The organism is uncultured Sphingomonas sp., assembly GCF_964237335.1.
Lineage (GTDB): Bacteria > Pseudomonadota > Alphaproteobacteria > Sphingomonadales > Sphingomonadaceae > Sphingomonas.
The window spans coordinates 1-25,422 of record NZ_CAXSHM010000002.1 but is presented as its reverse complement, the minus strand read 5'-3'; the positions used below and the strand labels follow the sequence as shown (position 1 = coordinate 25,422).

Annotated in this window: 31 protein-coding genes, 1 tRNA gene and 1 pseudogene; 19 read left to right on the top strand and 14 right to left on the bottom strand. The window is 70.8% G+C overall.

Translation table 11 applies throughout. From position 1 onward, the window contains the following. Nucleotides 1–69: 69 nt before the first annotated feature. The 3 genes from ACFE65_RS01550 to ACFE65_RS01540 all read left to right on the top strand — a co-directional run bounded on the left by ACFE65_RS01550 (nucleotide 70) and on the right by ACFE65_RS01540 (nucleotide 1,730). On the top strand, nucleotides 70–948 hold the full coding sequence (locus ACFE65_RS01550; protein WP_375380573.1) for a DUF3034 family protein: 879 nt from the start codon (nucleotides 70–72) through the stop codon (nucleotides 946–948). A gap of 12 nt (nucleotides 949–960) precedes the next feature. After that, nucleotides 961–1,443 carry a group 1 truncated hemoglobin gene (locus ACFE65_RS01545; protein WP_375380572.1) on the top strand — a complete coding sequence of 161 codons (483 nt, stop codon included), beginning with the start codon at nucleotides 961–963 and terminating at the stop codon, nucleotides 1,441–1,443. 74 nt (nucleotides 1,444–1,517) lie between these two features. Next, the gene (locus ACFE65_RS01540; RefSeq protein WP_375380571.1) at nucleotides 1,518–1,730 is read left to right on the top strand and encodes a hypothetical protein; all 213 of its coding nucleotides are present in this window, start codon (nucleotides 1,518–1,520) and stop codon (nucleotides 1,728–1,730) included. Between the two features lie 23 nt (nucleotides 1,731–1,753). Here ACFE65_RS01540 and ACFE65_RS01535 read toward each other — a convergent pair whose 3' ends face one another. Next, the gene (locus tag ACFE65_RS01535) at nucleotides 1,754–2,137 is read right to left on the bottom strand and encodes a hypothetical protein (protein ID WP_375380570.1); all 384 of its coding nucleotides are present in this window, start codon (nucleotides 2,135–2,137) and stop codon (nucleotides 1,754–1,756) included. Further along, nucleotides 2,137–2,727 carry a hypothetical protein gene (locus tag ACFE65_RS01530; RefSeq protein WP_375380569.1) on the bottom strand — a complete coding sequence of 197 codons (591 nt, stop codon included), beginning with the start codon at nucleotides 2,725–2,727 and terminating at the stop codon, nucleotides 2,137–2,139. Before ACFE65_RS01530 ends, ACFE65_RS01535 begins: the two co-directional genes overlap by 1 nt. 159 nt (nucleotides 2,728–2,886) lie before the next feature. Here ACFE65_RS01530 and ACFE65_RS01525 point away from each other — a divergent pair. The 6 genes from ACFE65_RS01525 to ACFE65_RS01500 all read left to right on the top strand — a co-directional run bounded on the left by ACFE65_RS01525 (nucleotide 2,887) and on the right by ACFE65_RS01500 (nucleotide 7,457). Next, a tRNA-Tyr gene (locus tag ACFE65_RS01525) sits at nucleotides 2,887–2,973 on the top strand. A gap of 82 nt (nucleotides 2,974–3,055) precedes the next feature. Then, nucleotides 3,056–3,811: a 23S rRNA (guanosine(2251)-2'-O)-methyltransferase RlmB gene (gene rlmB, locus ACFE65_RS01520; RefSeq protein WP_375380568.1), complete on the top strand. Its 756-nt coding sequence runs from the start codon at nucleotides 3,056–3,058 to the stop codon at nucleotides 3,809–3,811. 81 nt (nucleotides 3,812–3,892) lie between these two features. Continuing rightward, complete coding sequence (locus ACFE65_RS01515) at nucleotides 3,893–4,363, top strand: hypothetical protein (protein WP_375380567.1); 471 nt, start codon at nucleotides 3,893–3,895, stop codon at nucleotides 4,361–4,363. Next, nucleotides 4,360–5,730: a dihydrolipoyl dehydrogenase gene (locus ACFE65_RS01510; RefSeq protein WP_375380566.1), complete on the top strand. Its 1,371-nt coding sequence runs from the start codon at nucleotides 4,360–4,362 to the stop codon at nucleotides 5,728–5,730. The genes ACFE65_RS01515 and ACFE65_RS01510 overlap by 4 nt, the downstream gene beginning before the upstream one ends. A gap of 112 nt (nucleotides 5,731–5,842) precedes the next feature. Then, nucleotides 5,843–6,682 (top strand): cytochrome b/b6 domain-containing protein, encoded by an 840-nt coding sequence (locus ACFE65_RS01505; protein ID WP_375380565.1) that lies wholly within the window; start codon nucleotides 5,843–5,845, stop codon nucleotides 6,680–6,682. 10 nt (nucleotides 6,683–6,692) lie between these two features. Continuing rightward, entirely contained in the window at nucleotides 6,693–7,457 is a 765-nt protein-coding gene (locus ACFE65_RS01500; protein ID WP_375380564.1) for a molybdopterin-dependent oxidoreductase, read from the top strand. A 118-nt stretch (nucleotides 7,458–7,575) separates the two neighbouring features. Here the strand turns inward: ACFE65_RS01500 and ACFE65_RS01495 are convergent, their stop codons facing one another. From ACFE65_RS01495 to ACFE65_RS01480, 4 genes are all read right to left on the bottom strand, one after another. Continuing rightward, the gene (locus tag ACFE65_RS01495) at nucleotides 7,576–7,812 is read right to left on the bottom strand and encodes a hypothetical protein (RefSeq protein ID WP_375380563.1); all 237 of its coding nucleotides are present in this window, start codon (nucleotides 7,810–7,812) and stop codon (nucleotides 7,576–7,578) included. Nucleotides 7,813–7,912: 100 nt separating this feature from the next. Beyond that, nucleotides 7,913–8,608, bottom strand: a complete 696-nt coding sequence (locus tag ACFE65_RS01490) for a hypothetical protein (RefSeq protein WP_375380562.1) — start codon at nucleotides 8,606–8,608, stop codon at nucleotides 7,913–7,915. A gap of 21 nt (nucleotides 8,609–8,629) precedes the next feature. Beyond that, nucleotides 8,630–9,040 (bottom strand): DUF3224 domain-containing protein, encoded by a 411-nt coding sequence (locus ACFE65_RS01485; RefSeq protein ID WP_375380561.1) that lies wholly within the window; start codon nucleotides 9,038–9,040, stop codon nucleotides 8,630–8,632. A gap of 62 nt (nucleotides 9,041–9,102) precedes the next feature. Beyond that, a complete protein-coding gene (locus ACFE65_RS01480; RefSeq protein WP_375380560.1) occupies nucleotides 9,103–9,336 on the bottom strand; it encodes a zinc-finger domain-containing protein in 234 nt (77 codons plus the stop codon). A gap of 104 nt (nucleotides 9,337–9,440) precedes the next feature. On the opposite strand from ACFE65_RS01480, the gene ACFE65_RS01475 reads away from it, so the two are divergent. Then, nucleotides 9,441–10,364 carry an ABC transporter ATP-binding protein gene (locus ACFE65_RS01475; protein ID WP_375380559.1) on the top strand — a complete coding sequence of 308 codons (924 nt, stop codon included), beginning with the start codon at nucleotides 9,441–9,443 and terminating at the stop codon, nucleotides 10,362–10,364. Between the two features lie 147 nt (nucleotides 10,365–10,511). Here ACFE65_RS01475 and ruvC read toward each other — a convergent pair whose 3' ends face one another. From ruvC to ACFE65_RS01450, 5 genes are all read right to left on the bottom strand, one after another. Continuing rightward, nucleotides 10,512–11,003 carry a crossover junction endodeoxyribonuclease RuvC gene (gene ruvC / locus ACFE65_RS01470; protein ID WP_375380558.1) on the bottom strand — a complete coding sequence of 164 codons (492 nt, stop codon included), beginning with the start codon at nucleotides 11,001–11,003 and terminating at the stop codon, nucleotides 10,512–10,514. Nucleotides 11,004–11,010: 7 nt separating this feature from the next. Next, nucleotides 11,011–11,754: a YebC/PmpR family DNA-binding transcriptional regulator gene (locus ACFE65_RS01465; RefSeq protein ID WP_375380557.1), complete on the bottom strand. Its 744-nt coding sequence runs from the start codon at nucleotides 11,752–11,754 to the stop codon at nucleotides 11,011–11,013. Between the two features lie 82 nt (nucleotides 11,755–11,836). Then, the gene (locus ACFE65_RS01460) at nucleotides 11,837–12,382 is read right to left on the bottom strand and encodes a DUF1003 domain-containing protein (RefSeq protein ID WP_375380556.1); all 546 of its coding nucleotides are present in this window, start codon (nucleotides 12,380–12,382) and stop codon (nucleotides 11,837–11,839) included. After that, nucleotides 12,382–12,621 carry a DUF2312 domain-containing protein gene (locus ACFE65_RS01455; RefSeq protein WP_375380555.1) on the bottom strand — a complete coding sequence of 80 codons (240 nt, stop codon included), beginning with the start codon at nucleotides 12,619–12,621 and terminating at the stop codon, nucleotides 12,382–12,384. Before ACFE65_RS01455 ends, ACFE65_RS01460 begins: the two co-directional genes overlap by 1 nt. A gap of 67 nt (nucleotides 12,622–12,688) precedes the next feature. Continuing rightward, nucleotides 12,689–12,979 carry a DUF1244 domain-containing protein gene (locus ACFE65_RS01450; RefSeq protein ID WP_375380554.1) on the bottom strand — a complete coding sequence of 97 codons (291 nt, stop codon included), beginning with the start codon at nucleotides 12,977–12,979 and terminating at the stop codon, nucleotides 12,689–12,691. Nucleotides 12,980–13,053: 74 nt separating this feature from the next. Here ACFE65_RS01450 and pyk point away from each other — a divergent pair, with 74 nt between their 5' ends. Continuing rightward, nucleotides 13,054–14,553 (top strand): pyruvate kinase, encoded by a 1,500-nt coding sequence (gene pyk, locus ACFE65_RS01445; RefSeq protein ID WP_375380553.1) that lies wholly within the window; start codon nucleotides 13,054–13,056, stop codon nucleotides 14,551–14,553. Between the two features lie 95 nt (nucleotides 14,554–14,648). On the opposite strand, the gene ACFE65_RS01440 is transcribed toward pyk, so the two are convergent. Then, nucleotides 14,649–15,866, bottom strand: coding sequence for an FAD-dependent monooxygenase (locus ACFE65_RS01440; protein WP_375380552.1), 1,218 nt, complete (start codon nucleotides 15,864–15,866; stop codon nucleotides 14,649–14,651). 121 nt (nucleotides 15,867–15,987) lie between these two features. Then, a complete protein-coding gene (locus tag ACFE65_RS01435; protein ID WP_375380551.1) occupies nucleotides 15,988–16,329 on the bottom strand; it encodes a glycine zipper 2TM domain-containing protein in 342 nt (113 codons plus the stop codon). Nucleotides 16,330–16,514: 185 nt separating this feature from the next. Here ACFE65_RS01435 and ACFE65_RS01430 point away from each other — a divergent pair, with 185 nt between their 5' ends. Together ACFE65_RS01430 and ACFE65_RS01425 are read left to right on the top strand one after the other, a co-directional pair. Further along, nucleotides 16,515–18,875: a DNA translocase FtsK 4TM domain-containing protein gene (locus ACFE65_RS01430; protein WP_375380550.1), complete on the top strand. Its 2,361-nt coding sequence runs from the start codon at nucleotides 16,515–16,517 to the stop codon at nucleotides 18,873–18,875. Between the two features lie 148 nt (nucleotides 18,876–19,023). Next, the gene (locus ACFE65_RS01425) at nucleotides 19,024–19,332 is read left to right on the top strand and encodes a glycine zipper 2TM domain-containing protein (RefSeq protein WP_375380549.1); all 309 of its coding nucleotides are present in this window, start codon (nucleotides 19,024–19,026) and stop codon (nucleotides 19,330–19,332) included. 44 nt (nucleotides 19,333–19,376) lie between these two features. Here the strand turns inward: ACFE65_RS01425 and ACFE65_RS01420 are convergent, their stop codons facing one another. Continuing rightward, on the bottom strand, nucleotides 19,377–20,123 hold the full coding sequence (locus tag ACFE65_RS01420; RefSeq protein ID WP_375380548.1) for an energy transducer TonB: 747 nt from the start codon (nucleotides 20,121–20,123) through the stop codon (nucleotides 19,377–19,379). A gap of 96 nt (nucleotides 20,124–20,219) precedes the next feature. Between ACFE65_RS01420 and hisG the strand changes: the two genes are divergently transcribed. From hisG to ACFE65_RS01390, 6 genes and pseudogenes are all read left to right on the top strand, one after another. Beyond that, nucleotides 20,220–20,882, top strand: a complete 663-nt coding sequence (gene hisG, locus ACFE65_RS01415; RefSeq protein WP_375380547.1) for an ATP phosphoribosyltransferase — start codon at nucleotides 20,220–20,222, stop codon at nucleotides 20,880–20,882. Further along, nucleotides 20,879–22,180 (top strand): histidinol dehydrogenase, encoded by a 1,302-nt coding sequence (gene hisD, locus ACFE65_RS01410; protein WP_375380546.1) that lies wholly within the window; start codon nucleotides 20,879–20,881, stop codon nucleotides 22,178–22,180. The genes hisG and hisD overlap by 4 nt, the downstream gene beginning before the upstream one ends. A gap of 57 nt (nucleotides 22,181–22,237) precedes the next feature. After that, nucleotides 22,238–23,545, top strand: a complete 1,308-nt coding sequence (gene guaD, locus ACFE65_RS01405; protein WP_375380545.1) for a guanine deaminase — start codon at nucleotides 22,238–22,240, stop codon at nucleotides 23,543–23,545. Continuing rightward, on the top strand, nucleotides 23,542–24,519 hold the full coding sequence (tcuC, locus tag ACFE65_RS01400; RefSeq protein ID WP_375380544.1) for a tricarballylate/proton symporter TcuC: 978 nt from the start codon (nucleotides 23,542–23,544) through the stop codon (nucleotides 24,517–24,519). The genes guaD and tcuC overlap by 4 nt, the downstream gene beginning before the upstream one ends. Before the next feature lie 84 nt (nucleotides 24,520–24,603). After that, entirely contained in the window at nucleotides 24,604–24,846 is a 243-nt protein-coding gene (locus ACFE65_RS01395) for a hypothetical protein (protein WP_375380543.1), read from the top strand. 118 nt (nucleotides 24,847–24,964) lie between these two features. Then, nucleotides 24,965–25,369: pseudogene (locus tag ACFE65_RS01390) on the top strand (TSUP family transporter); the annotation flags it as partial. Nucleotides 25,370–25,422: the final 53 nt, after the last annotated feature.

Sequence of the window (25,422 nt, the reverse complement as noted above, 5' to 3'; positions counted from 1 at the left end):
TTAATGCCGTCTTCACGCGATGGTTACCATCCGGGGCTAAGCGATTGGCGACCCGATCGAGAGCCGTCCATGCGCCCCCGCCTCGCCTCCGCTCTGCTGCTCGGCATCGCCGCTGTGCAGGCCCTGCCCGCCACCGCGTCCGAACGGCGCGACGGCGGCAAGCTGCTGCTGACCGGCGGCGTCTCCAGTGTCGAGGGCGCCGCGGGCGGCGGGCTCGCGAGCTGGGCGGTGATCGCGGGCAGTGAGACGCAGGACGGCACCGGCGGCACCGCGCATGCCACTTACGTCGCGCTGCCCGACTTCTCGCTCGCCTCCGCGGGCGCGGCGATCGGCATCTCCGACCGGGTCGAGTTTTCCTATGCCTATCAGCGGTTCGACACGCAGGCCGCAGGCGCGACGCTGGGCCTAGGCCGCGGTTTCGCGTTCGGGCAGCATGTCGTCGGCGCCAAGGTCCGGCTGGCGGGCGACGCGGTGTGGGACCAGGACAGGTGGTTGCCGCAGATCGCCGCGGGCGTTCAGTACAAACTGGCCGATCAGCGCGCGACCGTCCGGGCCGTCGGCGCGCGCGAGACGCGCGACGCGGACTTCTTCGTCGCGGCGACCAAACTGTGGCTGGCGCAGGGCATGGTGTTCGACGCGACGGTCCGGCTGACGCGGGCCAACCAGTTCGGGCTATTGGGTTTCGGCGGCGACCGGGACAACGCGCGCACCGCGCAGGTGGAGGCGTCGGTCGGCAAGCTGCTCGCGCCCAACCTGCTCGTCGGCGCGGAATATCGCACGCGGCCCGACAATCTGGGCTTCGCGCACGAGCGGGACGCCTATGACCTGTTCGCCGCCTGGGCCGTGCAGCGGCACGTGTCGATCACCGCCGCCTATGCCGATCTGGGCCCGATCGCGACGCGCCCGGGGCAGCACGGGCTGTTCGTGTCGCTGCAGGGCGGGTTCTGATAGGATATCGCGATGCCCATCCTTCTCGCCCTCCTTCTACAGGTCGCCGCACCCGCCGAGACGCCGGTGGCGCCTTATCGGCACGACGACGCCAATGCCGGCGCGCGGCCGTTCCGCGGCCCCGGCATGTGGGCGGCATTCCATGGCCGCGCGGGCGTCGCGCGGATCGTCGACGATCTCGTCGACCGCAGCATCGTCGACCCACGGATAGCGGACATCTTCAAGGGCCAGGACATGGTGCGGCTGCGGCGCACGCTCGACGAGCAGTTCTGCTACATCCTGAACGGCGGCTGCCACTACAGCGGTCGCACGATGCACGACGCGCATGCCGACATGGGCATCCAGGACGCCGACATGGGCGCGCTCGTCGAGAACCTCCAGGCGGCGATGCGGCGCGAGCATGTCGGCTTCGCGGCGCAGAACCGTTTCCTCGCCAAGCTGGCACCGATGCGACGCGACGTGGTGAAGCAGCGCGGCGTCCACCCGGCGGGCTGATGCGCGAGGCGCTTGCGCTTGCCCGCTACCCGGAGGAAGATGCCGGTGGCCGATCCCCGGCCGGAGAGTCGCCGATGTCCCCTGCCCCGTTCGCCCGCCTGCTGGCTCCGGTCCTGGTCGGCGCGGCCACGCTCGCCTTCGCCGCCGCCACGCCCGCGCTTGCCGCACCGTGCAAGGACGCGAAGGGCAAGTTCATCAAATGCCCGCCCGCCAAGCCGGTGGTGACGCGCTGCAAGGCCAACGGCAAGTTCGCCAAATGCGGTACGCCGGGCGCCAAGCCGATCTGAATGGGCCGATCTGAACCAGCTTACTACCGGTGCGGCGGATCGTCCGGGTGAAGCGCCGCGGCGTCGATGCCCGCCAACGGCTCGATCCGCTTCACCCAGGCGAGCGCGGCGGCGATGATCCCCGCGCCCAGCGCACCGAACCCCGTGCCGCTCAACAGCGCATAGAAGGGCTCGGGCCGCTGGAGCACGATCCAGCCGGCGGTGAACAGCATCGACAGCCCCGTGACGGTCAGGTCCACCGCCCAGGCCCATGCGCTCGCCCGGCCCGCGTTGAGCGACACCCAGATGCGCACCATCAGGCACGCCGACAGCCCGGCGATCATCGACGCCGCCTCGAACCGATAGCCGAGCGCGGACCAGAGCACCGGCTGGGCCGCCGCGCTTGCCAGCATGGCTCCCTTGCCCATCACCGGGTGCAGGCCACGCCGACCGCGGCGACGAGGCTCAACGCCACCACCGCCGCGGGCCGGCCGAGCGAGGGCAGGCTCGCCCACATGTTGATGGGGAACGGCTGCTTACGAAGCTGTTCCTGCATCGCGGCGTTGGACAAGATGACCAACGTCATCCAGCCCGCCGCCATCCCGAGCGACGCGGGATCGACCCACCGCTTGGCCATCAGCACGCGCGCGGTCGTCACCGGGTCCGCCGGGCTCCACGCCCACAGCGTCATCGCCTCTGCACCGCAGCGCAGGAATGCCGCGAGGCCCGCGAGCATCCACGCCGCTCGCCAGATCGTCACCGGGTGGCGCGGGCGATCGGCCCGGCGATTGACGAGGATGCCGCGCGCCATCGACCCGGCCAGCATCAGCCCCAGGCACATGAACGCCGTCATCAGGAACAGGTTGAACCCGTACAGCCGCCCGTCGCCGTCGAAACTGGTCGGCAGCGCCGTTCCCGCCTGACGGACCATGCGCGCGGCCAGGCTGGCGCCCGCGCCCCCGCCCGGCTCCGATCGGGCGCCGATGCGCAGGATTGTGGTGGCGAGAAGCATCGTCATGCGTCGACTCCCGAAAATGTTCCTGGTCCGTTCTCATCGCAAGTCCTACAAGTCCAGCTGGCGCGCCGGCGTGCCGGGCCTCGCCCCGCGTTGACAGCCGGGGCGGGCGCGGGCATTGGGCCGCTTCGCTTCGCGGCCCGACCGCCGGAGTGGCCCCGCGGAAGGGTGGCCGAGTGGTTAAAGGCAGCAGACTGTAAATCTGCCCGGGTTTCCCGTACGCTGGTTCGAATCCAGCCCCTTCCACCAGGCGTGCACCTGGTCAGCGCCTGGCCCTCGCGTTCGCAGTCGGACACCGCCCGCATGATCCTCAATCCCGACGTCCGCCACCGTGGCTAAGCGCGGCCATCGCCCATCGCAGGCCGCCGCCGGTCGCCCGCGTTTCTGGGGACGCCACGCCGTCGCCGCCGCGCTCGCCAACCCTGAGCGGGTGGTGCGCAAGATCTGGGGCACGCGCGAGGCGCTCGCGCCGTTCGCCATCCCCTCGACCATCCCGGTCGTCTTCGCCGAGGTCACCGATCTTGCCCGGCTGGTCCCCGCCGATGCGCCGCACCAGGGCATGGTCGCCGAAGTCGATCCGCTGGAGGATACCTGGCTGGGCGACCTCCTGGCGCAGGGCAGGACCGATCCCGACGACCGCCGCCCGCTGGTGGTGCTCGATCAGGTGACCGATCCGCACAATGTCGGCGCGATCCTGCGCTCGGCCGCCGCGTTCGATGCGCTGGGGCTGGTGACGCAGGATCGTCACGCCCCGCCCGAGGGCGGCGTGATCGCGCGGGCGGCGTCGGGCGCGCTCGAAAGCGTGCCGTGGATCCGCGTCGTCAACCTCGCCCGCGCGCTGGAGGAGATCGCCGAGGCGGGGTTCTGGCGCGTCGGCCTGACCGGCGAGGCGCCGATGACGCTCGCCGAGGCGATGGGCGGACAGCGCGTCGCGCTGGTGCTGGGCGCGGAGGGCGAGGGCATGCGCGCGAATACCGAGGTGCATTGCGACCAGCTCGCCCGGCTGCCGATCTCCGCCAAGGTCGAGAGCCTCAACGTCTCCAACGCCGCCGCGATCGCGCTCTACGCGGCCGCAACGCGCGGCTGATATCTGATCCGCTCACGCGGATATGGCGTCGGTCCGCTCCTCCACCGGGACCAAATCGCTTAAGTCGTGAGTTGGGCGGGGATGATACAGACCCTCGCCGAACTCGATCGCCTGCGTGGCGAATGTCGCCAGCTCGTCACCAAACGCGCGCTGACCGCCGCCGGTGCGTCGGTAGTACCGATCCCCGGGGTCGACATCGCCGCCGACATCGGTCTGCTCGCGACCATGCTGCCGGCGATCAGCAAGCGGTTCGAGCTCGATCATGAGGCGGTCGACAAGCTGCCGGCGGACGCCGCGCAGCGTGTGTTCGTGCTGGCCGCCGGGATGGGCAACAACCTGATCGGCCGGATGATGACGCGCACGATCGCCAAGGCGATCCTGCGCCGCGTCGGCAAGCGCGTGGCGGTGGCGTCCGTCGCCAAATACGTGCCGGTGCTGGGCTCCGCGATCGCCGCGTCGATCGGCTTCGGCGCGATGAAGCTCGCTGGCGACGCGCATGTCGAGGATTGCTACCGCACCGCCCGCGCGCTGATCGAAGACCGGCTGACGTGATCGAGCGGACGTGTGACGTCGCGATCGTCGGTGCCGGGACGGCAGGGCTGAAGGCGTACAAGGCGGCACTCGCGGCCGGCTCGGACGTGCTGCTGATCGAGAAAGGGCCGGGCGGCTCCACCTGCACGCGCCATGGATGCATGCCGTCCAAGCTGCTGATCGCCGCGGGCCGGACGGCGCACGTCGCGCGCGGCGCGGGCGTGTTCGGGATCGGCGTGACGGGCGTCACCGTCGACGGTCCGGCGGTGCTCGCGCGGATGCGGCGGATGCGTGACGGGTTCGTGCAGTCGGTGCTCGACTCGTACCAGGCCATCCCTGACGAGCGCCGCATCCACGGCGAAGCGCGGTTCGCGGGCGTCGACACGCTGACGGTCGGCGACACGCGTGTCACCGCCCGGGAGATCGTGATCGCGGTCGGCGCGACCCCGTCCGTGCCGCCGCCGCTCGATCCGGCGCGCGCGCTGATCCACACGCACGAGACGATCTTCGAGATCGCGGACCTGCCGCGCCGGCTAGCGGTGGTGGGCGCGGGGCCGCAGGGCCTGGAGCTGGCGCAGGCGTTCGCGCGGCTGGGCGTGGCGGTGACGCTGCTCGACCATGCGACGGCGATCGGCCATCTGAAGGACCCGGACGCCGCCAGGATAGCGCAGGAGGCCTTCGCCGGTGTGTTCGACCTGCACCTGGGCGTCGAAGTATCGGCCGAGCTTGCCGGGGCGGATAAGTCAGATGGGGCGGTGGTGCGCTGGACCGGCGACAGCGCCGGTGAGGTGACGGTCGACCTGATTCTCGTTTCCGCCGGCCAGAAGCCGCAGCTAGATGCGCTCAACCTGAACGCGACCGGGCTCGCGCTCGACGATCACGGGACGCCGTGTTTCGACCACGTCACCCGCCGGTGCGGGGATAGCGGCATCTTCATCGCCGGCGACGCGGGCGTCTGGCGGCCGGTGCTGCACGAGGCGGCGCGGGGCGGCCGGATCGCCGGCAACGGCACGGCGGGCAGGGATGCCCCGCCCCAGCGACCAGCCCTCGCGATCGCCTTTTGCGAGCCCAATCTGGTGGAGGTCGGGATGCCGTTCACCGATCTGCCGGATGGCGCGATCGTCGGCTGCGCGATGGCGAGCGAGAACGGCCGCACCAAGGTCGACGGCGAGACGGCAGGCGTCGTCCGCCTGTACGCGGATCGCGACGGCCTGATGCTCGGTGCCACGATCGTCGCGGCGGACGGCGAGCACCTGGGGCAATCGGTCGCGCTCGCGATCGATCGGGGCATGACGCTCGCCGAGTTCGCTGATCAGTCCTGGTACCACCCGACCGTCGAGGAACTGCTGCAGACCGCCGCGCGGGACGGCGCGGGACTGCCGGACTGATCGTTGGCTCTGCCATGACCGGCCATGGCGGGCTGGTCATGGCGGCGCTGCCCATGCCACGCTATATCCGAACCATGGCTGCCCAAGTCCTTCCGCCGATCGCCGCGCCGCGATGACCGACGCCCGCGCGACGCGGTCGGACGGAGGCGAGCCGGTTGCGGGCGAGACCGTCTATCGCCATCGCCTGCCCGTCCGGCTGTGGCATTGGGCGAACGCGATCGCCGTCGTCATCCTGCTGATGAGCGGGCTGATGATCTTCAACGCGCACCCGCATCTCTACTGGGGTCGCTACGGCGCCAATTTCGACGCGAGCTGGCTCGACATCACGCCCGGACGGCTGCGGATCGGGCCGGTGACGCTGCCGACCTTCGGATTGCTCGGCGTGTCGCCGCACGGCGGCTTCCCCGTCGCCTTCCCGCCGCTGGTGACGATCCCGTCGAGCTACGATCTGGCGGCGGCGCGCCAGTGGCATTTCTTCTTCGCGTGGCTGCTCGTGGTGCCGGGCATCGGCTATCTGATCTGGGGCGTCGCACGCCGCCATTTCCGCCGCGATCTCGCGCCGACCCCCGCGGAGCTCGCGCCGCGCAACCTGTGGGCCGACGTCAAGGACCACGCCCGACTGCGCTTTCCCAGCGGGGCGGAGGCGACGCACTACAACATCCTGCAGAAGCTCGCCTATTGCGGCGTGATCTTCCTCGCCACCCCCGGCGCGATCCTGACGGGGCTGACGATGTCGCCGGGCATGAACGCGGCGATGCCGTGGCTGCTCGACGTGCTGGGCGGACGCCAGTCCGCGCGGTCGATCCACTTCATCTGCGCGATGGCACTGGCGGCGTTCATCGTCGTCCACCTCGCGATGGTGGTGCTGGCGGGACCGATCAACGAGGTCCGCTCGATCGTAACGGGCCGGTTCCGGCTCCCGGCCGAGCGTCAGGGGCCCAGAGCACGATGAGGCGCCCGCGATGACCGACCTCCTGACGCGGCGGCGGCTGATCGGCGCCCTGGGCGTCGGCGCCGGCGGGATACTGCTGTCGGGCTGCGACCGGATCGCCCACGCGCCCGCCGTCAGGCGCGTGCTGTCGCTCGGTCAGGACGCGAGCTTCTCGGTCCAGCGGCTCGTCACCGACCGGGCGGCGCTCGCCCCGGAGTTCACGCGCGCGGAGATGAGCCCGGTGTTCCGCACCAACGGCAATGCCACGGTCGCCTCGCCCGACTATGCGCGGCTGGCGGCGGGGCGGTTCGCCGACTGGCGGCTGCGCGTCGACGGGCTGGTCGCGCGGCCGTTGTCGGTGTCGCTCGACCGCCTGCACGCGATGCCGCACCGCACGCAGATCACCCGTCACGACTGCGTCGAGGGGTGGAGCGCGATCGGGCAATGGACCGGCACGCCGCTGAACCTGCTGCTGCGCGAGGCGGGGCTGCGGCGCGACGCGCGCTACATCGTGTTCCACTGCGCCGACACGTTCGGGACCACGCCTTATTACGAGTCGATCGATCTGGTGGACGCCTTCCACCCGCAGACGATCCTCGCCTGGGGCATGAACGGCCGCGCGCTGGGGATCGGCCATGGCGCGCCCGTCCGGCTGCGCGTCGAGCGGCAGCTTGGCTACAAACAGGCGAAATACGTGATGCGCGTCGAAGCGGTCGCGAGCCTCGCCGACATCGGTGGCGGCAAGGGCGGATACTGGGAGGATGTCGGCAACTATCAATGGTATGCCGGCATCTGACCGTCGTGCGCGTGCCGGTCGGCCTGCGCGAAGCGACGCGACCGGTCGTTAGAAGATCACGGCGCCCCGCAGGATCAGCGTCTCGCCCAAATCCGGTCCCAGGACCACGCCGACCTTGTTATCGGTATGCCAGCAGGCGAACATTCTCGGTCAGATACCGGTTGGCGCCCAACGTATCGGCATCGCCCTTGCCGCCCAAGGGCGCGCTGGTGAAATCGACGTTCTCGTAGCGGCCGACCAGCGAGATCGCGCCCGGAGCGCCGTCGGACACCGATGCGCGGACGTGCGGAGAGCGGACGTGCGGATGTTCGAAATCGCCGTTGCGCGCCGAATAGGGCGCGGTCTCGCCGGTCACGAACCATCCGCCCGGAAGCGAGTGACATGAACCACGCCGACGACGCCGAGGTCCCTGCGCCTCAGGCCCAAGGCACCCGCCCCGATCCGCCGCCGACGCTTCACGTCCAGTCCCGCGCCCTCGCCGTCCGGCTCGTGACATAGGCGCGCATCGTCGCGAAACGGTCGCGTGCGGCGCGGCGGGTGCCACCGGCACGCTCCTCTGCCTCCGCGGCGATCTGTTCGAGCGATATCACCAGGTCGGCCGCCAGCGCTGCCCGCTCCGGCTTGGGCGCTTCGACCATCGCGGCGGCAGCCGCCTCGACGAGTTCGGGGATACGCCCGCGGATTACCGCGGCCCATTCGTGCAGGTGAAGGTCGGCGGGAGCAGCCTGTGCTTCGGCCAGCAACGCCGCGCACCGCGCGTGTGCTTCGGCCAGTCGCGGCTTGAGGCGGGAGCCGGTCGCCGCAAGCGCCGCCGCCTGTGCCCAGGCGAGATCGAGCGGGGTGGATGCCTCCACCTTTCCGGCCGCGGCGATGGGCGCCGATGCGCGCGCCTGCACGACGGCCATCCGGGCGGGCACCCGTGCCGGCCGCAGCAGCAGCACCAGCACGCCAGCCAGCGCCGCCCCCGTGAGTCCGCCGGCCGCAGCGCCACCATCGCCGGCGGCACCCAATGCAAGCCCGATGCCGCCGCCCGCCACCATCACCGCCAACGGCCGGCGCCGAACGAGCCGCACGAGGCCGCCGACCGCCAGCGCCACCATGCCCAGTCCCATCAGGCCAAGGACGGCGAAGACGAACAGGACGGCGATCATCGCGAGCGGTTTCGCCGGCGCTCAGGCGGTGGCCGGCAGCGTGTAGGCGAGATCGTAGCGGTGGCCGCCATGGCTCTGGTCGATGGCCAGCGTTCCGGCGATCCCCGCCAGCGCGCCGGTGCCGCTGTCCGGCGCGATCGTCACCTGCAGCTCCGCGACCCCCGCCCTGGTGATCGTGCCGCGATGGATCAGCACAAAGCCCCCGGCATGGCCGTCCAGCGTGCCGGTGACCTGATCGAGCGCGACATAGGCCGCTGCCTTTCCCGGTCCCGGCGTGCCCGCCGCCAGCATCGTGCCGGTCGCCTCGCCCACCAGCCCGCCCGAGAATATCTTGTGGATCGCCATCCGGTTCGTCGGCATGCCGCCCTCCGGAGCGGGTGCCTGCGCCTCCGGCGTGATCGTCACCACGAAACTGCCGGTCGCATGGTGCATGGCGTTCTCCCTTGCCGAGGCGGCCGTCGCGGTAACCAACATCAGGGCCGCGGCCGTCCGGATCATCGCCCGGCGCCGTCCCCATGATCGGGGATCGTCGCCTGATCGATGCCGTCCGCCGGCCCGCCGATCAGGATGAAGCGCCGGTCGCAATAGCCGCAGTCGACGGTGCCGGTGTCGTCGATCTCCAGGAACACGCGCGGGTGGCCGAGCGCGGCGCCGCCGGGGATGTCGCTCGCCCCGTCGCAGGCGACGCGGCGGGAGGTGACACGGGAGGTTTGGAGCGGCGGGACCATGGCGAGGGGATAGCAAGCGCGCCCCTCTCCTTCAATGGCAGCGCGCCTTCAATCCCATGACGTGGATGCTGTTTCCGCTCCCACAACTCGGTTAGTGGCCGCGCATGACCGAAGCCGCGATCACGATCCAGAACCTCTGCAAGACCTATGCGGGCGGCAAGCGTGCGCTGGACGGGGTGACGTTGGACGTGCCGCGCGGGCAGATCTTCGGGCTGCTCGGCCCCAATGGCGCGGGCAAGTCGACGCTCATCAACATCCTCGCGGGTCTGGTGAACAAGACGAGCGGCACCGCGTCGATCTGGGGCTTCGACATCGATACGCACCCCCGCAACGCCAAGGCGGCGATCGGGATCGTCAACCAGGAGATCCTGTTCGACCCGTTCTTCACGCCGATCGAGACGCTGGACATCCAGGCCGGGCTGTACGGCGTCCCCCGCGCGGAGCGCCGATCGATGGAATTGCTGCGCGCCGTCCACCTGGAGGACAAGGCGACCGCCTATGCCCGCACGCTGTCGGGCGGCATGAAGCGGCGGCTGATGGTCGCCAAGGCGCTGGTCCACCGCCCGCCGGTGCTGGTGCTCGACGAGCCGACCGCGGGCGTCGACATCGAGTTGCGCCAGCAATTGTGGACGTACGTGCGCGAGCTCAATGATGGCGGCGTGACGGTGGTGCTGACGACGCATTACCTCGAGGAGGCCGAGCAGCTCTGCGACCGGATCGCGATCATCAACCACGGCCGCGTCGTCGCCAACGAGCCGACGCGCGATCTGGTCGGACGGGCGCAGGAGAAGGTGGTGGCGGTGACGGTCGACCGCGACCTTGACGCCGCACCCGATGCGATCTGTTTCGACAAGGTGGTGCTGAAGGGCAGCCGCGTGCTGGAGATCACCTATGCCAAGGACCGGGTCAACGCGGGCGAGGTGCTGGCGGCGGTGACGCGCGACGGCCTCGGCATCGTCGATGTCTCGACGCGCGAGGCGGACCTGGAGGACGTGTTCCTGAGCCTGACGCGCCAGCCGGCCACCTGAACCCGCCTTTCAGTCCTCCCCCGCCAGGGGGAGGTGGCCGGCAAAGCCGGTCGGAGGGGGAGGACAGGGCCGACGTTCGGCAGTCCGCCCCCTCCGTCATCTCTTGCGAGCTGCCACCTCCCCCTGGCGGGGGAGGATTATGATAGGTCACCGCATCCCCATCGCCCGCCGGCTCGCCTGGTGGTGCGCGTGGCAGATCGCCACCGCCAGCGCGTCGGCCGCGTCGGGGCCGGTGAGCTTTACGCCAGGCAGCAGGCGGCCGATCATCGCCTGGATCTGGCCCTTCTCCGCGCCGCCCGTTCCCACCACCGCCTTCTTGACGGTGCTCGGGTGATATTCGCCGATCAGCAGCCCCGCGTTGGCGGCGGCGAGCAACACCGCGCCGCGCGCCTGGCCGAGCTTCAGCGTCGACTGCGCATTGCTGTTGCCCAGCACCTCCTCCGCCGCCGCCTCGTCGGGCCGCTCGGTGCGGATCACGTCGCTCAGCGCGGCATACAGGTTAGCGAGCCGCCGCGGCAGCGTCATCGACACCTCCGTCTTCACCTGCCCGTTGGCGACATGGATCAGCCGGTTGCCCTCGGTGCGGATGACGCCCCAGCCGGTGGTGCCGAGCCCGGGATCGAGGCCGAGGACGATCACCTCCGCCCTAACCCAGCCGCTCCAGCACCTCGTCGCTGACCTCGTAATTGCCCCAGACGGTCTGCACGTCGTCGTCGTCGTCGAGCGTGTCGATCAGGCGGAACAGCTGTTCCGCCTCGCCCTCGCCCACCGCGACGGTCGTCTGCGCGCGCCAGGCGAGCTTCGCGCCTTCGGGCTCGCCGAGCACCGGGGTCAGCGCCTTGGTCACCTCGTGCAGGTCGGCGACGCTCGTCCAGATCTCGTGGCCGTCCTCGCCCGACGTCACGTCCTCGGCGCCCGCTTCCAGCGCGGCCTCGAACACCGTCTCGCCGCCGCCGGCGGCGGCCGGATAATTGATGAGGCCCACCCGATCGAACCCGTGGCTGACGGACCCCGCCGAGCCCAGATTGCCACCGTTCTTGGACACGGCGGTGCGCACGTTGGTCGCGGTGCGGTTGCGGTTGTCGGTCAGCGCCTCGATGATGAGCGACACGCCGCCGGGGCCGAACCCCTCGTAGCGGATCTCCTCGTAATTCTCGGCATCGGCGCGGCTCGCCTTGTCGATCGAGCGCTGGATATTGTCCTTGGGCATCGACGCGGCCTTGGCGGCGTTGATCGCGGCGCGCAGGCGGGCGTTGGAATCGGGATCGGGCAGGCCGGACTTCGCCGCCACCGTGATCTCGCGCGACAGCTTGCTGAACGACGCGGAGCGCTTCTTGTCCTGCGCGCCCTTGCGGTACATGATGTTCTTGTACTTGGAATGGCCGGCCATGAATAAACCCCGCAAAGTGGTACTTTGCGGGGACCCCGGCAGGGATGACAAAACCCGCAAATATCGATGTTGAACCGGCTTCTTAGGGCTCCTGCGGCGTCTGCGCCAGCCGGTCGATCTTGGCTTCCAGCGCCGCCAGCCGGTCGATCACGAGGTGGTCCATCTTCTCGTGCAGCCGCAGGATGTCGAGCTCCGCGCGCAGGTTGGTCTCGTAATCCAGGCTGGCGGCGAGCCGGTCCTTCTCCGACTGGCGGTTCTGGCTCATCATGATGACCGGCGCCTGGATCGCCGCGACCGTCGAGAGCATCAGGTTGAGGAAGATGTAAGGATAGGGATCGAACGCCAGGCCGAAATGGCCGAGCACGTCGGAGTTGAGGATCATCCAGCCGACCAGCACCACGCTGAACGCGATGATGAAGCTCCACGAACCGCCGACCGCCGCCACCCGGTCGGACAGGCGAGCCCCGAAATCGGCGCGCTCGTCGGACACGTCGGCGGCGTCGCGGCTGACCGCCTTGCCGGTCTCGATCCCCTCCAGCACCCGCCGCTGCTCGGGATCGAGCTCCGCGAGCTGCTTGCCGAGCAGCCGCTGCGCGAGGTCGGCGAGCGAGGAGGGGCGAAGCGGCATCAGTGCAGGCCGAGCGCCTGGCGATAGGTCTCTAGCAACGCGTCCGCCTCGTCGCGGTGGTGCTTCTCCATGCGGCGCAGGCGGACGATGGTACGCATCGTCTTGGCGTCGAAGCCGGTCGATTTCGCCTCGGTATAGGTGTCCTTGATGTCATCCTGGAGGCCGCGCTTCTCCTCCTCCAGCCGCTCGATGCGCTCGATGAACTGGCGGAGTTGTTCGGCGGAGACGTTGTCGGTCATGGGCGATGGTATCCTGTTATGGCGTTCCGGGAAGGGCCGCGCGCCTTAACCACGCGGGGCCGGCGCGTCACGCGTTCTTCGCCAGGCTGTCGGCCATGCGCGCCATCTGTTCGGGCGTCGCGGGCGGCTGGCTCGCCTTCCAGTCGGGCGCCGACATTCCGTGGACCGCCTCGCGCGCCGCCGCCTTGTCGATCGCGTCGCCGCTCGCCTCCGCCACCCAGTCGCCCAGGCAGTTGCGGCAGAAGCCGGCGAGTCCCATCAGGTCGATGTTCTGCGCATCCGACCGGTGCTGCAGGTGCGTCACCAGCCGGCGGAACGCGGCGGCCGCCGTCGCATCGTCGATGTCGTCGATTCCCACGATGTACGATCCCTCGTTGATCGCCCCGCGTTATTCCCTAGACCGGCCTCCGCACAAGCCGAGGAAGACGCGCCATGACCAAGGCCCCGAGCGAGCGGACCGGTCCCGGAGCCGAGCCGCGTGCGCGCCCCGCTCCGCGAGCACGCAAAGTGCGCGTGCTGGCGACGCTCGGCCCCGCGTCCAGCACGCCCGAGATGATCGCGACGCTGTTCCAGGCGGGCGCGGACGCGTTCCGGATCAACATGAGCCATGGCGACCAGGCCGGGAAAGTGGCCGTGATCGAGGCGATCCGGTCGCTGGAGAAACGGTTCGGCCGCCCGACGACGATCCTCGCCGACCTCCAGGGACCCAAGCTGCGCGTCGGGCGGTTCGCGGGCGGGCGGATCGAGCTCGTCACCGGATCGACGTTCATGCTCGACCGCTCGGGGGAGCCGGGCGACGCGACGCGTGTCGAACTGCCGCATCGCGAGATCTTCGCGGCGATCGAGCCGGGCGCGCGATTGTTGCTCGACGACGGCAAGCTGGTGCTGCGCGTTACCGACCACGGCCCCGACCGGATCGAAACGCTGGTCGAGATCGGCGGCGCGCTCAGCGACAACAAGGGGCTGAACGTGCCCGACGTGGTGCTGCCGATGGCGGCGCTGACCGACAAGGACCGGTCGGACCTCGCCTTCGCGGTCGACCGGAACGTCGACTGGATCGCGCTGTCGTTCGTGCAGCGGCCCGAGGACCTGGCCGAGGCGAGGCTGCTGATCGGCGGCCGCGCGGCGCTGCTCGCCAAGATCGAGAAGCCGGCGGCGATCGAGCGGCTGGAGGAGATCATCGAGGCATGCGACGGCGTGATGGTCGCGCGCGGCGATTTGGGCGTCGAGATGCCGCCGCAGCAGGTGCCGCCGCTGCAGAAGCGGATCGTCGAGGTGTCGCGCCGGATGGGGCGACCGGTCGTGGTCGCGACTCAGATGCTGGAATCGATGATAAAGTCGCCCTCGCCCACCCGCGCCGAGGTGTCGGACGTCGCGACCGCGATCTACGACGGCGCGGACGCGATCATGCTGTCGGCGGAGAGCGCGGCGGGCGACTGGCCGGTGCAGTCGGTCGCGATGATGAACGCGATCGGCGAGGCGGTGGAACTCGATCCCGGCCACGGTGATCGCATCCACTTCACCGTCACCAAGCCCGATCCCACGACCGCGGACGCGCTGGCGGAGGCGGCGGCGACGATCGCGCGCACCGTGTCGGCGAAGGCGATCGTGTGCTTCACCTCGTCGGGCTCCACCGCACGCCGCGTCGCGCGCGAGCGGCCGAGCGTGCCGATACTGGTGCTGACGCCGAAGGAGGAGACGGCGCGGCGGCTGGGGCTGCTGTGGGGCACCTACGCCGTCCACACGCGCGACGTGTCGTCGTTCGAGGAGATGGTGGCGAAATCGAAGCGCATGGCGCTGCGTCACGGCATCGCGCGCGCGGGCGACCGGATCATCGTCATGGCGGGCGTGCCGTTCAAGACGCCGGGATCGACCAACGTGCTGCACGTCGTGCGGGTGGCCGGCGATGAGCTGAAGGGGTATGGGGAGTAGTCTCGTCACCCCGGGCTTGACCCGAGGTCCCGCTCCTGCGGCTCGCGACTATGTAGAAGAAGCGGGACCCGGCTCAAGGCCGGGGTGACGGTGGTCTATGCCATAACGCCTTGCAGAAGCCTGGGCACATCGCCGCTCTCGCCGCGCGCCTCGGCCATGAAGCGGTCCTTGAGCGGGGCGATCCGATCGACCGCCGCGATGCCGAACCGCCGCACCGCGCTGGCGGTCGTGCCGGGCACGCCGAACAGCCGGGTCAGCGTGTCGGTCGCCACCGCGACCATCGTGGTGTCGAGCGAGCGCCACCGCTCGTAGCGGGCGAGGAGCTGCGCATCGCCCAGGTCCAGCCCCAGCCGCCGCCCCTCCGCCAGCACCTCGACGAGCGCGGCGACATCGCGCAGGCCGAGGTTGAGGCCCTGTCCCGCGATCGGATGGATGCCGTGGCCCGCATCGCCCACCAGCGCCAGCCGCTCGGCGGTAACGCGCACGGTGTGGTGGAAGCCGAGCGGATAGGACGAGCGCGGCGCCGCCGCGGACAACCGGCCGAGGAACCCGCCCATCCGCGCTTCCGCCTCCGCCAGGAAGCCCCGGTTCCCGAGCTTCAGCATGCCGGCCGCGTCGCGCTCCGCCACCGTCCAGACCAGCGCCGAGCGATGGCCCTGCTCGTCGTCGGGGAGCGGCAGGATCGCGAACGGCCCGGCGGGATAGAAGATCTCATATGCCGTCGCGTCGTGCGCGCGCTCGTGGTGGAAGGCGGCGATGATCGCGCGGTGAGCGTAGGACCAGCGCGCGACGGCGATCCCGGCCGCCGCCCGCGTCGGCGAGTTGCGTCCTTCCGCCGCCACCAGAAGCTCGGCGCGCACGTCCTCGCCGGTCGACAGCGTCGCGTGGACACCCGCGCCGTCGCGGGTCACGTCCGTCGCGCGCGTCTGCATCTTCAGATCGACCAGCGTCGCCCTCAACGCGGCGTCGTGCAGCACGCGGCGCAGCAGCTTGTTCTCGTACATCGTGCCCAACGGGCCGTCGCCTTCGCCCGAGACGAAGTCGAGCTTGCCCGGCGCCAGGCCATCGCTGACGCGGATCGAGCGGATCGCGCAGCCACGGCCGGCCAGCGCCGCGCCGACGCCGATCGCGTCGAGCATCCGCCCGCTCGCGCTCGCCACCGCGGACGCGCGGCCGTCGAACCCCGGCGCCAGCGTCACCGCCGGATCGGCGGGATCGACGACGACGCACGAGAGGCCATGCGCATCGAGCGCGGTCGCAAGGCAGGCGCCGACCAGGCCGCCGCCGAGGATGAGAACGTCCGTCTGGATCATGTTCGCGCCCTACGCCCCTGCGGCGACGCGTGCCAGCGGGTCCGCTATAGGAAACGACCCGCCCGCCGAATGGCGAGCGGGTCGGATATCGTAAGTTGCCGCGTTATGCGGCGCGACGAGTTCAGCAGCCGTTCTTGCGGTTCTGTGCCGCGTCATGCTTCTTGTCGAGGTGACGGCCAAGGAGCGCGCCGCCGCCCGCACCGGCCAGCGTGCCTAGCGTGCCGCCGCCCAGGACATGGCCAAGAACGCCGCCGCCGACCGCGCCCGCCACGGTGCCCGTGGTGCCGCTGGACTTCTTGCACGGATAATAGCGTCCGTCGTCGCCGCGGTAGGTGTTAGGGCCCTGGCGATAGCCGTTGTCGCCCTGGCGATACCCGTTGTCGCTCTGCGCCACGGCCGCGCCCGGCAGCATAGCCGGCGCCATCGTCATCACGGCCATCGCGGCCAACATCGTCTTCTTCATCGCGCGTCTCCTTCTGATCGTCGTAACTAGGCAATGGCCTGGAGGTTTCATATCCGTATCGACATTGCCGGACCCTGAAGCAGGCCGAAGGTCGGCGTTCAGGCTGATCGTCAGCGCGGCGGCGGCTTGACGCCATCGGGCGCCTCGGCAAGACATCGTCGCCGGAACGGATGGGGAATGGGGCGATGGCGAGCCGGGCGCAGCTTGGGGGGCAGCCGACGGTGTGGCGCACGTCGGTGCGGCAGGGCGCGGCGCGGGGCGGCGCGATCGCGCTGACGCTGCTCGCGGCGCTGGCGCTGGCGAGCTACCACCCCGGCGACGCGGCGCTCAACACCGCCTCGGGTGCCGCGACGCGCAACCTCGCCGGCTGGGGCGGGGCGTGGTTCGCGGACGCCGCGCTGACGCTGCTCGGGCCCGCGGTCGCGCTGATGCTGCCGGTGCCGCCGATCGTCGCGGCGCGGCTGTGGCGCGGCCAGCCGGTCGGGCGCTGGGGCCGGATGGCGCGGATCGCGGTGATCGGCGTCGCGCTGATGGCGGCGGCGCTCGCCTTCGTCTCCGACGCGGCGGTGCTGGCGTTGCCGGCGGGCTGGGGCGGGCTCGTCGGGCTCGGGGTCGCCGAGATCGCGCATTGGGGACTGTCGTTCGTCGACAATCATCAGGTGCAGCTATGGGGCGCGCGCGCGCTGGGGCTGATCGCGGGCGGATCGGGCGCGCTGCTGTGGGGCCATGCGCTGGAGGTCGACTGGCGCGAGCGGCTGCGCCGGATGCCGACGCTGCGGCGCTCCCGCGGGTCCGAGCCGGACGACGACCAAGAGGAGTATCTTGACGACGAGGGTGACGACACGGCCCCGGTCGACCGCTTCGCCGGTCCGGAGGATGCGGAGGACGAGCCATCCGCCCGCCCGCCCGCCCGTGGGCGCGGCGTGCCGGCGGCGGAGCAGCGCCCGGGTCCTGTGATCGCCGACCGCTCGCTCGCGCCCGCGATCGTCAAGGCAAAGCCGCCGGGCACGCCACAGCGGACGGGCGGGCTCAAGGACGATTATGAGCTCCCTCCGCTGGAGCTGCTGGCGCAGGGTCCGCCGCCGGTGCGCGGCACGATCGACAAGGCGGCGCTCGATCGAAGCGCGCGGCTGCTCGAGAACGTGCTGGACGACTTCAAGGTGCAGGGGGCCATCACCACCGTCCGCCCTGGGCCGGTGGTGACGATGTACGAGCTGGAGCCCGCGCCCGGCATCAAGGCGAGCCGGGTGATCGCACTGGCCGACGACATCGCCCGCAACATGAGCGCGATCTCCGCGCGCGTCGCCGTCATCCCGGGGCGCAACGTCATCGGCATCGAGCTGCCCAACGCGCGGCGCGAGCAGGTGAACCTGCACGAGCTGGTCGGCTCGGCGACGTTCCAGGACATGGCGGCCAGCCTGCCGATCATCCTGGGCAAGAACATCGCCGGCGATCCCGTCATCACCGATCTGGCGCCGATGCCGCACCTGCTCGTCGCGGGCACCACCGGATCCGGCAAGTCGGTCGGGCTCAACTGCATGATCCTGTCGCTCCTCTATCGGCGGACGCCGGCGGAGTGCCGGATGATCATGATCGATCCCAAGATGCTCGAGCTGAGCATGTACGAGGACATCCCCCACCTGCTGTCCCCGGTCGTCACCGATCCAGCCAAGGCGGTGCGCGCGCTCAAATGGGCGGTCGAGCAGATGGAGGACCGCTACCGCCAGATGTCGTCGGTCGGCGTGCGCAGTCTCGCCAGCTTCAACGACAAGGTGCGCGGCGCGCGCGACAAGGGCCAGCCGCTCGGCCGGCGCGTGCAGACCGGTTACCACCCCGACACCGGCCAGCCGGTGTACGAGGAGGAGAAGCTCGAATACGACGTGCTGCCGCAGATCGTGGTGATCGTCGACGAGCTCGCCGACCTCATGATGACGGCGGGCAAGGAGGTGGAGTTCCTGATCCAGCGGCTGGCGCAGAAGGCGCGCGCGGCGGGCATCCACCTCATCATGGCCACGCAGCGCCCGTCGGTGGACGTCATCACCGGCGTCATCAAGGCGAACCTGCCGACCCGGATCAGCTTCCACGTCACCAGCAAGATCGATTCGCGCACCATCCTGGGCGAACAGGGCGCCGAGCAGCTGCTGGGCAAGGGCGACATGCTCTACATGCCGGGCGGCAAGGGCATCGCGCGCGTCCATGGCCCGTTCGTCAGCGACGACGAGGTGCATGCGGTCGCCGATCACTGGCGCGCGCAGGGTCAGCCCGACTACATCTCGTCCGTCACCGAGGAGCCGCTGGAAAGCTACGAGCTCGAAGGCGCGCCCGACGGCGAGGACTCGGCGGAGGACCAGCAATATCGCGCCGCCCGCCAATTGGTGGCGGAAAGCCAGAAGGCGTCCACCTCGTGGCTCCAACGCCAGTTGCGCATCGGCTACAACTCCGCCGCGCGGCTGATCGAGCGGATGGAGAAGGACGGCCTCGTCGGACGTCCCGACCATGTCGGCCGGCGCGAGGTGCTGATGGACACGGAGGGGAGGCCCGCGTGAGCGGATTCCCGACGTCGATCGATCGCTGCCTGAACCATCGCCTGAACAGTGGCTGTCGGGGCGGTTCAGACCCTCTCAACCCCTTGCCATGCAACCTCCAGGAACGGGTCGACGTTTCGGACCGTCCGATAAACACAGGGAGTAACTCATGAAGAACCTGATGATGGCCGCCGCCGCGCTCGGCCTCGCCATTCCCGCAGCGACCGTCCTGCCGGTCTCGGCCGCCTCGGCACAGACCTATCACCATTATCGCGGCCGGACCTATCACCGTTACCGCTGCCGCCGGTCGAGCGGCACCACGGGCACGATCGCGGGCGCGGTCGGCGGCGGCGTGCTCGGCAACGTGCTGGGCGGCGGCACGCTCGGGACGCTGGCGGGCGCGGGCGGCGGCGCGCTGCTCGGCCGTCATCTCGACAAGAAGCACGACGCCGCGCAGAACCGCCGCAACGGCTGCTGATCGGATGATGACCCGGCGCCCGCACGACATCGCGGGCGCCGGGTTCAGTCGTCGTCCCGATCGCTTCCCGGAGCGTGGGTGACGTCCCAGCGCTGTTGCGCATCGTCGATCGTCACCGGCACCTTGCGCCCGGCCGCGTCGAGCGCCGGAGCATAGCGCAGCTCCCTCGTCAGGATGTCGCAGGTCTCCGCATCGAGCTCGGCATCGCCGCTCGAGCTGGTGATGCGGCAATCGTGGATGCGGCCGTCGACGCCCACGATCCAGTGCATGCCGACGATCCGCACCCCGTTCAGGCGGCGCGCCGCCGGCGGCAGTTCGCCCGGTCGCTTGTCGCGGATCAGCCGCTCGTCCTGCCCCCCCTCGCCATCGCCGCCACCACCGCGGCCGTTCCCCTGCCCGCCGGCGCCCGTGCCGCTGCCGTGATCGGACGCGCCTGCGTCCCGCGCCGCGCCCACCCCGGCGATGGGCGCGGCAACGACGGGCGGCACGGGAAGCGTCACCACCGGCGGCGGCAGCACGACCGGGGTAGGCGTTGCGCGCTTGCCCGCCGGCGCGGGGGCCAGGCGCGCGCGGCGGGCGACGCGCTGCGGGCGCGGTTTCTCGACGGGCGGCGGCGGTGGCGGCGGTGGCGCGACGTCGAACGCCGCCAGCGCGCCCGACACCACATGCGGCACGTGCAATGCCAGCGCGGTCGACAGCAGCCAGCCGATCCCGGCCATCACGACCGCCACCGCCACCGCCGAGCCTGCCCGCTCGCGGGGGCTCGGACCTATCCTCATACGTTCGGTCACGGACGCGCCAACGCACGAGCGGCGCAATGGCATCCGCCGCGGTTGCGGGGGTACGGCGCACACCGTACAGCGCCGCCAGCCATGTCTGCTCCTCCCATGCCTCCTCCCATCGTCATCGCCGTGCCCAAGGGGCGCATCCTCGCCGAGGCGCTGCCGCTGCTGGCGCGCGCGGGAATCCATCCCGAGCCCGCGTTCGGCGACGAGAACAGCCGCGCGCTGCGCTTCGCCACCAGCGATCCGGGCATCGAGCTCATTCGTGTCCGCGCGTTCGACGTGGCGACGTTCGTGGCGCACGGCGCGGCGCAGCTCGGCATCGTCGGGTCGGACGTGCTGGGCGAGTTCGCCTATGAGGAGCTATACGCGCCGGTGGACCTCGGCATCGGCCATTGCCGGCTGTCGATCGCCGAGCCCGCCGAGATGGCGGCGCACGATGATCCGCGTGGCTGGAGCCATGTGCGCGTCGCGACCAAATATCCGCACCTGACCGCCGAGCATTTCGCCACCCGCGGCATCCAGGCCGAGTGCGTGAAGCTGAACGGCGCGATGGAGCTCGCGCCGACCCTGGGCCTCGCGCCGCGGATCGTCGACCTCGTCTCGTCAGGCAGGACTCTGGCCGAGAACGGGCTGGTCGAGGTCGAGCGGATCATGGAGGTGTCGTCGCGCCTCGTCGTCAACCGTGCGGCGATGAAGACACGCGCGGCCGTGGTGCCGCTGGTCGACGCGTTCCGGCGTGCGGTGGCCGGGAAGATCGCGGCATGATCCGCCTTTCCACCACCGAGCCCGGCTTCGCCGCCGCCTTCGCCGCGCTGGTCGACGCGCGCCGTGAGCCGGACGCGGACGTGTCGCGCGACGTGCGCACGATCCTCGCCAGCGTGCGCGACGAAGGCGATGCCGCGCTCGCCGCCTGTACGCGCAAGTTCGACGGCCACGATCTAGCGGACACCGGATGGCGGATCGAACGGGCGGACTGGCAGGCGGCGTACGACGCGCTCGATCGGCCCTTGCGCGACGCGCTCCACCTCGCGGCTGACCGCATCCGCGCCTATCACGAGCGCCAGCGGCCCGCGGACAGCGCGTTCACCGACGACGCGGGCGTTCGGCTCGGCGCGCGGTGGAACGCCGTGGACGCGGCCGGCATCTACGTGCCCGGCGGGCGCGCCGCCTATCCCTCGTCGGTGCTGATGAACGCGATCCCCGCGCGCGTCGCCGGCGTCGGACGGCTGGCGATGGTGACGCCGACGCCGCATGGCGCGATCAACCCGCTGGTGCTCGCCGCCGCGCTGGTCGCGGGCGTCGACGAGGTGTGGCGCGTTGGCGGCGCGCAGGCGATCGCCGCGCTCGCCTATGGCACCGACCGTATCCGACCCGTCGACGTCGTCACCGGCCCGGGCAACGCCTGGGTCGCGGAGGCCAAGCGCCAGCTCTACGGCGTCGTCGGCATCGATATGGTCGCAGGGCCGAGCGAGATCGTCGTGCTGGCGGACGGCGCCAACGATCCCGAGTGGATCGCCGCCGACCTGCTGAGCCAGGCCGAGCACGACATTGTCACCCAATCGATCCTGTTCACCGAAGACGCGGGCTTCGCGGACCGGGTGGCGGCGGCGGTGGACCGCCAGATCGGCACGCTCGCCACCGCGAAAGTGGCGCGCACGGCATGGGACGCGAACGGTGCGATCATCGTCGTGGCGTCGCTTGCCGAGGCGGTGCCGCTGGTCGACCGGCTCGCACCCGAGCATATCCAGATCGCGACCGACGATCCGCAGTCGCTGTTCGACCAGGTCCGCCACGCAGGGTCCGTGTTCCTGGGGCGGCACACGCCCGAGGCGATCGGCGATTACGTCGCCGGCCCCAACCACGTCCTGCCCACCGGACGGCGCGCGCGCTTCTCTTCCGGCCTCTCGGTGCTCGACTTCATGAAGCGCACCAGCTTCCTGCAAATGACGGAAGCGAGCCTGGCGACGCTCGGGCCGGCGACGGTGGCGCTGGCGCGGGCGGAGGGCCTGCCCGCGCATGCGCGCTCGGTGGCGCTGCGGTTGCGGCTCAACGCGGACGAGTGACGGCGATGCGGCCAGGGTGCGCGTGATGAGCATCGCGCGCGCGCGGAGACGCCCGCCATGGCGGTGACCGGCTATCGCGGCGAGTGGCTGAGCGTGCCGCTCGACCCCGCGGTGGCGGGGGCCGCGGCGATCCGGCACGAGCCGGACGGGCTGGTGCTGGTGGAGGACGGCATCGTGGTGGCGCGCGGGCCGTACGAGGTGCTCGCGCCGACGTTGGCGCGCGACATGGCCGTCACTCGCCTGCCCGGGCTGCTGGTGCCCGGCTTCGTCGACGCGCACGTCCACTACCCGCAGATCGACCGGATCGCCGCGCATGGCGAGCAGCTGCTCGAATGGCTGACCCGCCACATCTTCCCTGCCGAGGCCGCCTTCGCCGACCGCGGCCATGCCGATGCGGTCGCCGCCTTCTTCCTTGATGAGCTGCTCCGGCACGGCACCACGAGCGCGCTGGCGTTCGCGACCGTCCACGCCGCCTCCGTCGATGCGCTGTTCGAGGCGGCGCTCGCGCGGAACATGCGGATCGTGTCGGGCAAGGTGCTGATGGACCAGGGCCCCGACACGTTGCGCGACGACGTGGCGTCGGGCCGGACCGACACGGAGGCGCTGATCGCACGGTGGCGGGGGCGCGGTCGGCTGGGCTACGCCGTCAGCCCGCGCTTCGCGCTGACGTCCAGCGACGCGCAATTGCGGGATGCGGGGAACATACTCGCCGATCATCCAAATGTGCTGCTCCACACGCATCTGGCGGAGAACGACGGCGAGCTGGCGGCGGTGGCGGCGCGGTTTCGGCACGCGGCGGATTACCTCGACGTCTACGATCGGTTCGGCCTCGTCGGGTCCCGCTCCGTGTTCGCGCACGGCATCCACCTCGGGACGAGGGAGCTTGCCCGGATGACGGCCTGCGGATCGGGGATCGCCTTCTGCCCCAGTTCCAACCTGTTCCTGGGCTCGGGCCTGTTCGACCTGGAGCGGGTCGCGGGGCACGGCGTCCGCGTGGGGCTGGGCAGCGATGTCGGCGCGGGGACCAGCCTGTCGCTGCTGGCGACGATGGGCGAGGCGTACAAGGTCGGGCAGATGCGCGGGGCCAGCCTCGACCCGTTCCGCGCGCTGCACCTCGCGACCGCGGGCGGCGCCGCACTGCTGGGCCTCGCCGACCGGATCGGCGCGCTGGAGCCGGGGCAGGAAGCCGATTTCGTCCAGCTCGACGCGGCCGCGACGCCTCTGCTCGCGCGCCGCACCGCCGGGCTGCCTCTTGCCGAGCGGCTGTTCGCGCTGCAGGTGCTGAGCGACGACCGCACGGTGCGGTCCACATGGGTCGCGGGAAGGCTGGCGCACGACCGCGACCGACCGAGGACGCCGACATGAGATCACCCCAAGCCGACTTATCGGATCGCGCGGGCGCACGCAGCCGCGCCGGCGACATCGCGCGGGTGGCGAGCGGCAACTTCCTCGAGATGTACGACTTCATGGTGTTCGGCTATTTCGCCGGCGCGATCGGGGCGGCGTATTTCCCGGGCAGCAGCGAAACGGGCACGTTGCTCAAATCGCTCGCCACCTTCGGCGCCGGCTTCCTGATGCGGCCATTGGGCGCGATCGTGCTGGGTGGTTTCACCGATCGGTACGGACGCCGCGCCGGGTTGCTGCTGACACTGGCGCTGATGAGCGTCGGCATCCTGACGCTCACCGTCACGCCCGCCTATGCGACGATCGGCGTGCTCGCGCCCGTGCTCGTCCTGATGGGCCGGCTGATCCAGGGCTTCTCGGCGGGGGCGGAACTCGGCAACGTGTCGGTCTATCTTGCCGAGATCGCGCCGCCGGGGCGTAAGGGCTTCTACGTCTCGTGGCAGTCCGCGTCGCAGCAGGTCGCGGTGGTCGTCGCCGCGCTGGTCGGGATCGCGCTGTCGTCGCTGCTTGGCCCGGCGCAGCTCGCGGCCTGGGGCTGGCGGGTGCCGCTGGCGCTGGGCTGCTCGGTGATCCCGTTCCTGTTCCTGCTCCGCCGCGACCTGCGCGAAAGCGACGAGTTCGAGAGCCAGCCTGCTCCCGCGACGATCCGCGAGATCGCGCGCGTGCTCTGGCACGGCCGGGCGGCCGTGCTGGGCGGCGTGGCGATGGTGCTGATGACCACCGTCAGTTTCTACATGATAACCGCCTATACCCCGACGTTCGGCGCGCTCCTCCATCTGCCCGAGCGCGACAACCTGTGGGTGACGGCGGGCGTCGGCGCATCCAACCTCGTCTGGCTGCCGATCATGGGATCGCTTTCGGACCGGATCGGGCGGCGGCCGATCCTGATCGCCTGCACTGCGTTGACCATCCTTACCGCCTATCCGGCGATGTGATGGCTGGCGGGGGCGCCGTCGGTCGGCAAGCTCGTCGCGGTCGAGCTGTGGCTGTCGGCGCTCTATGCCAGCTACAATTCGGCGATGGTCGTCTATCTGACCGAGATCGTGCCGGCGGCGGTGCGCGCGTCCGGGTTCAGCCTCGCCTACAGCCTGGCGAGCGCGGTCGGCGGGTTCACGCCCTTCATCGTCACCTGGCTGATCACACGGACGGGCGACCGTGCCATCCCCGGCGTCTGGCTGTCGGCGGCGGCGGCGATCAGCCTCGCCGCCGTCCTGCTCGCGCACCGGCCGGAGGCGGACCGTGACGCCGATCGCGCGGTCTGACCGGATTGCGATCGCGCCGGCGGGTGGTTCCGGACCATGCCGCCCACAAGACAAACTACCTCGCCACCGATGACGGCACCGCGCAGATGATGGCCGGACACGTCGGAGAAGTCGCGCGATGATGGTCTGGCACGGGATCGAGCCGCTCTATTCGCTGGCCGGGCTGGCCGTCGGCCTGCTGGTCGGGCTGACCGGCGTCGGCGGTGGATCGCTGATGACGCCGCTGCTGGTGCTCGTCTTCGGCTTCCACCCGGCGACCGCGGTCGGGACCGACCTGCTCTACGCATCGGCGACCAAGACGGTGGGCACCGGCGTCCATGGCGCTGGCGGCTCGGTGGACTGGCGGGTCGTGCGGCGGCTGGCGGTCGGCAGCGTGCCCGCGACCACCCTCACCTTCGTCGCGCTTGCCTATGCGGGCAGCCGCTTCGACGGCGGCGGCCATGTCATCACCACGATGCTGGGGGTGGCGCTGATCGCCACGGCGGTCGCGATGCTGTTCCGCCGGGCGATCGTCGCGCGCTTAGAGGTGGTTCGGGGAATCTGCACAGCGGGGATAAGTGGATTGCCGATCTGACA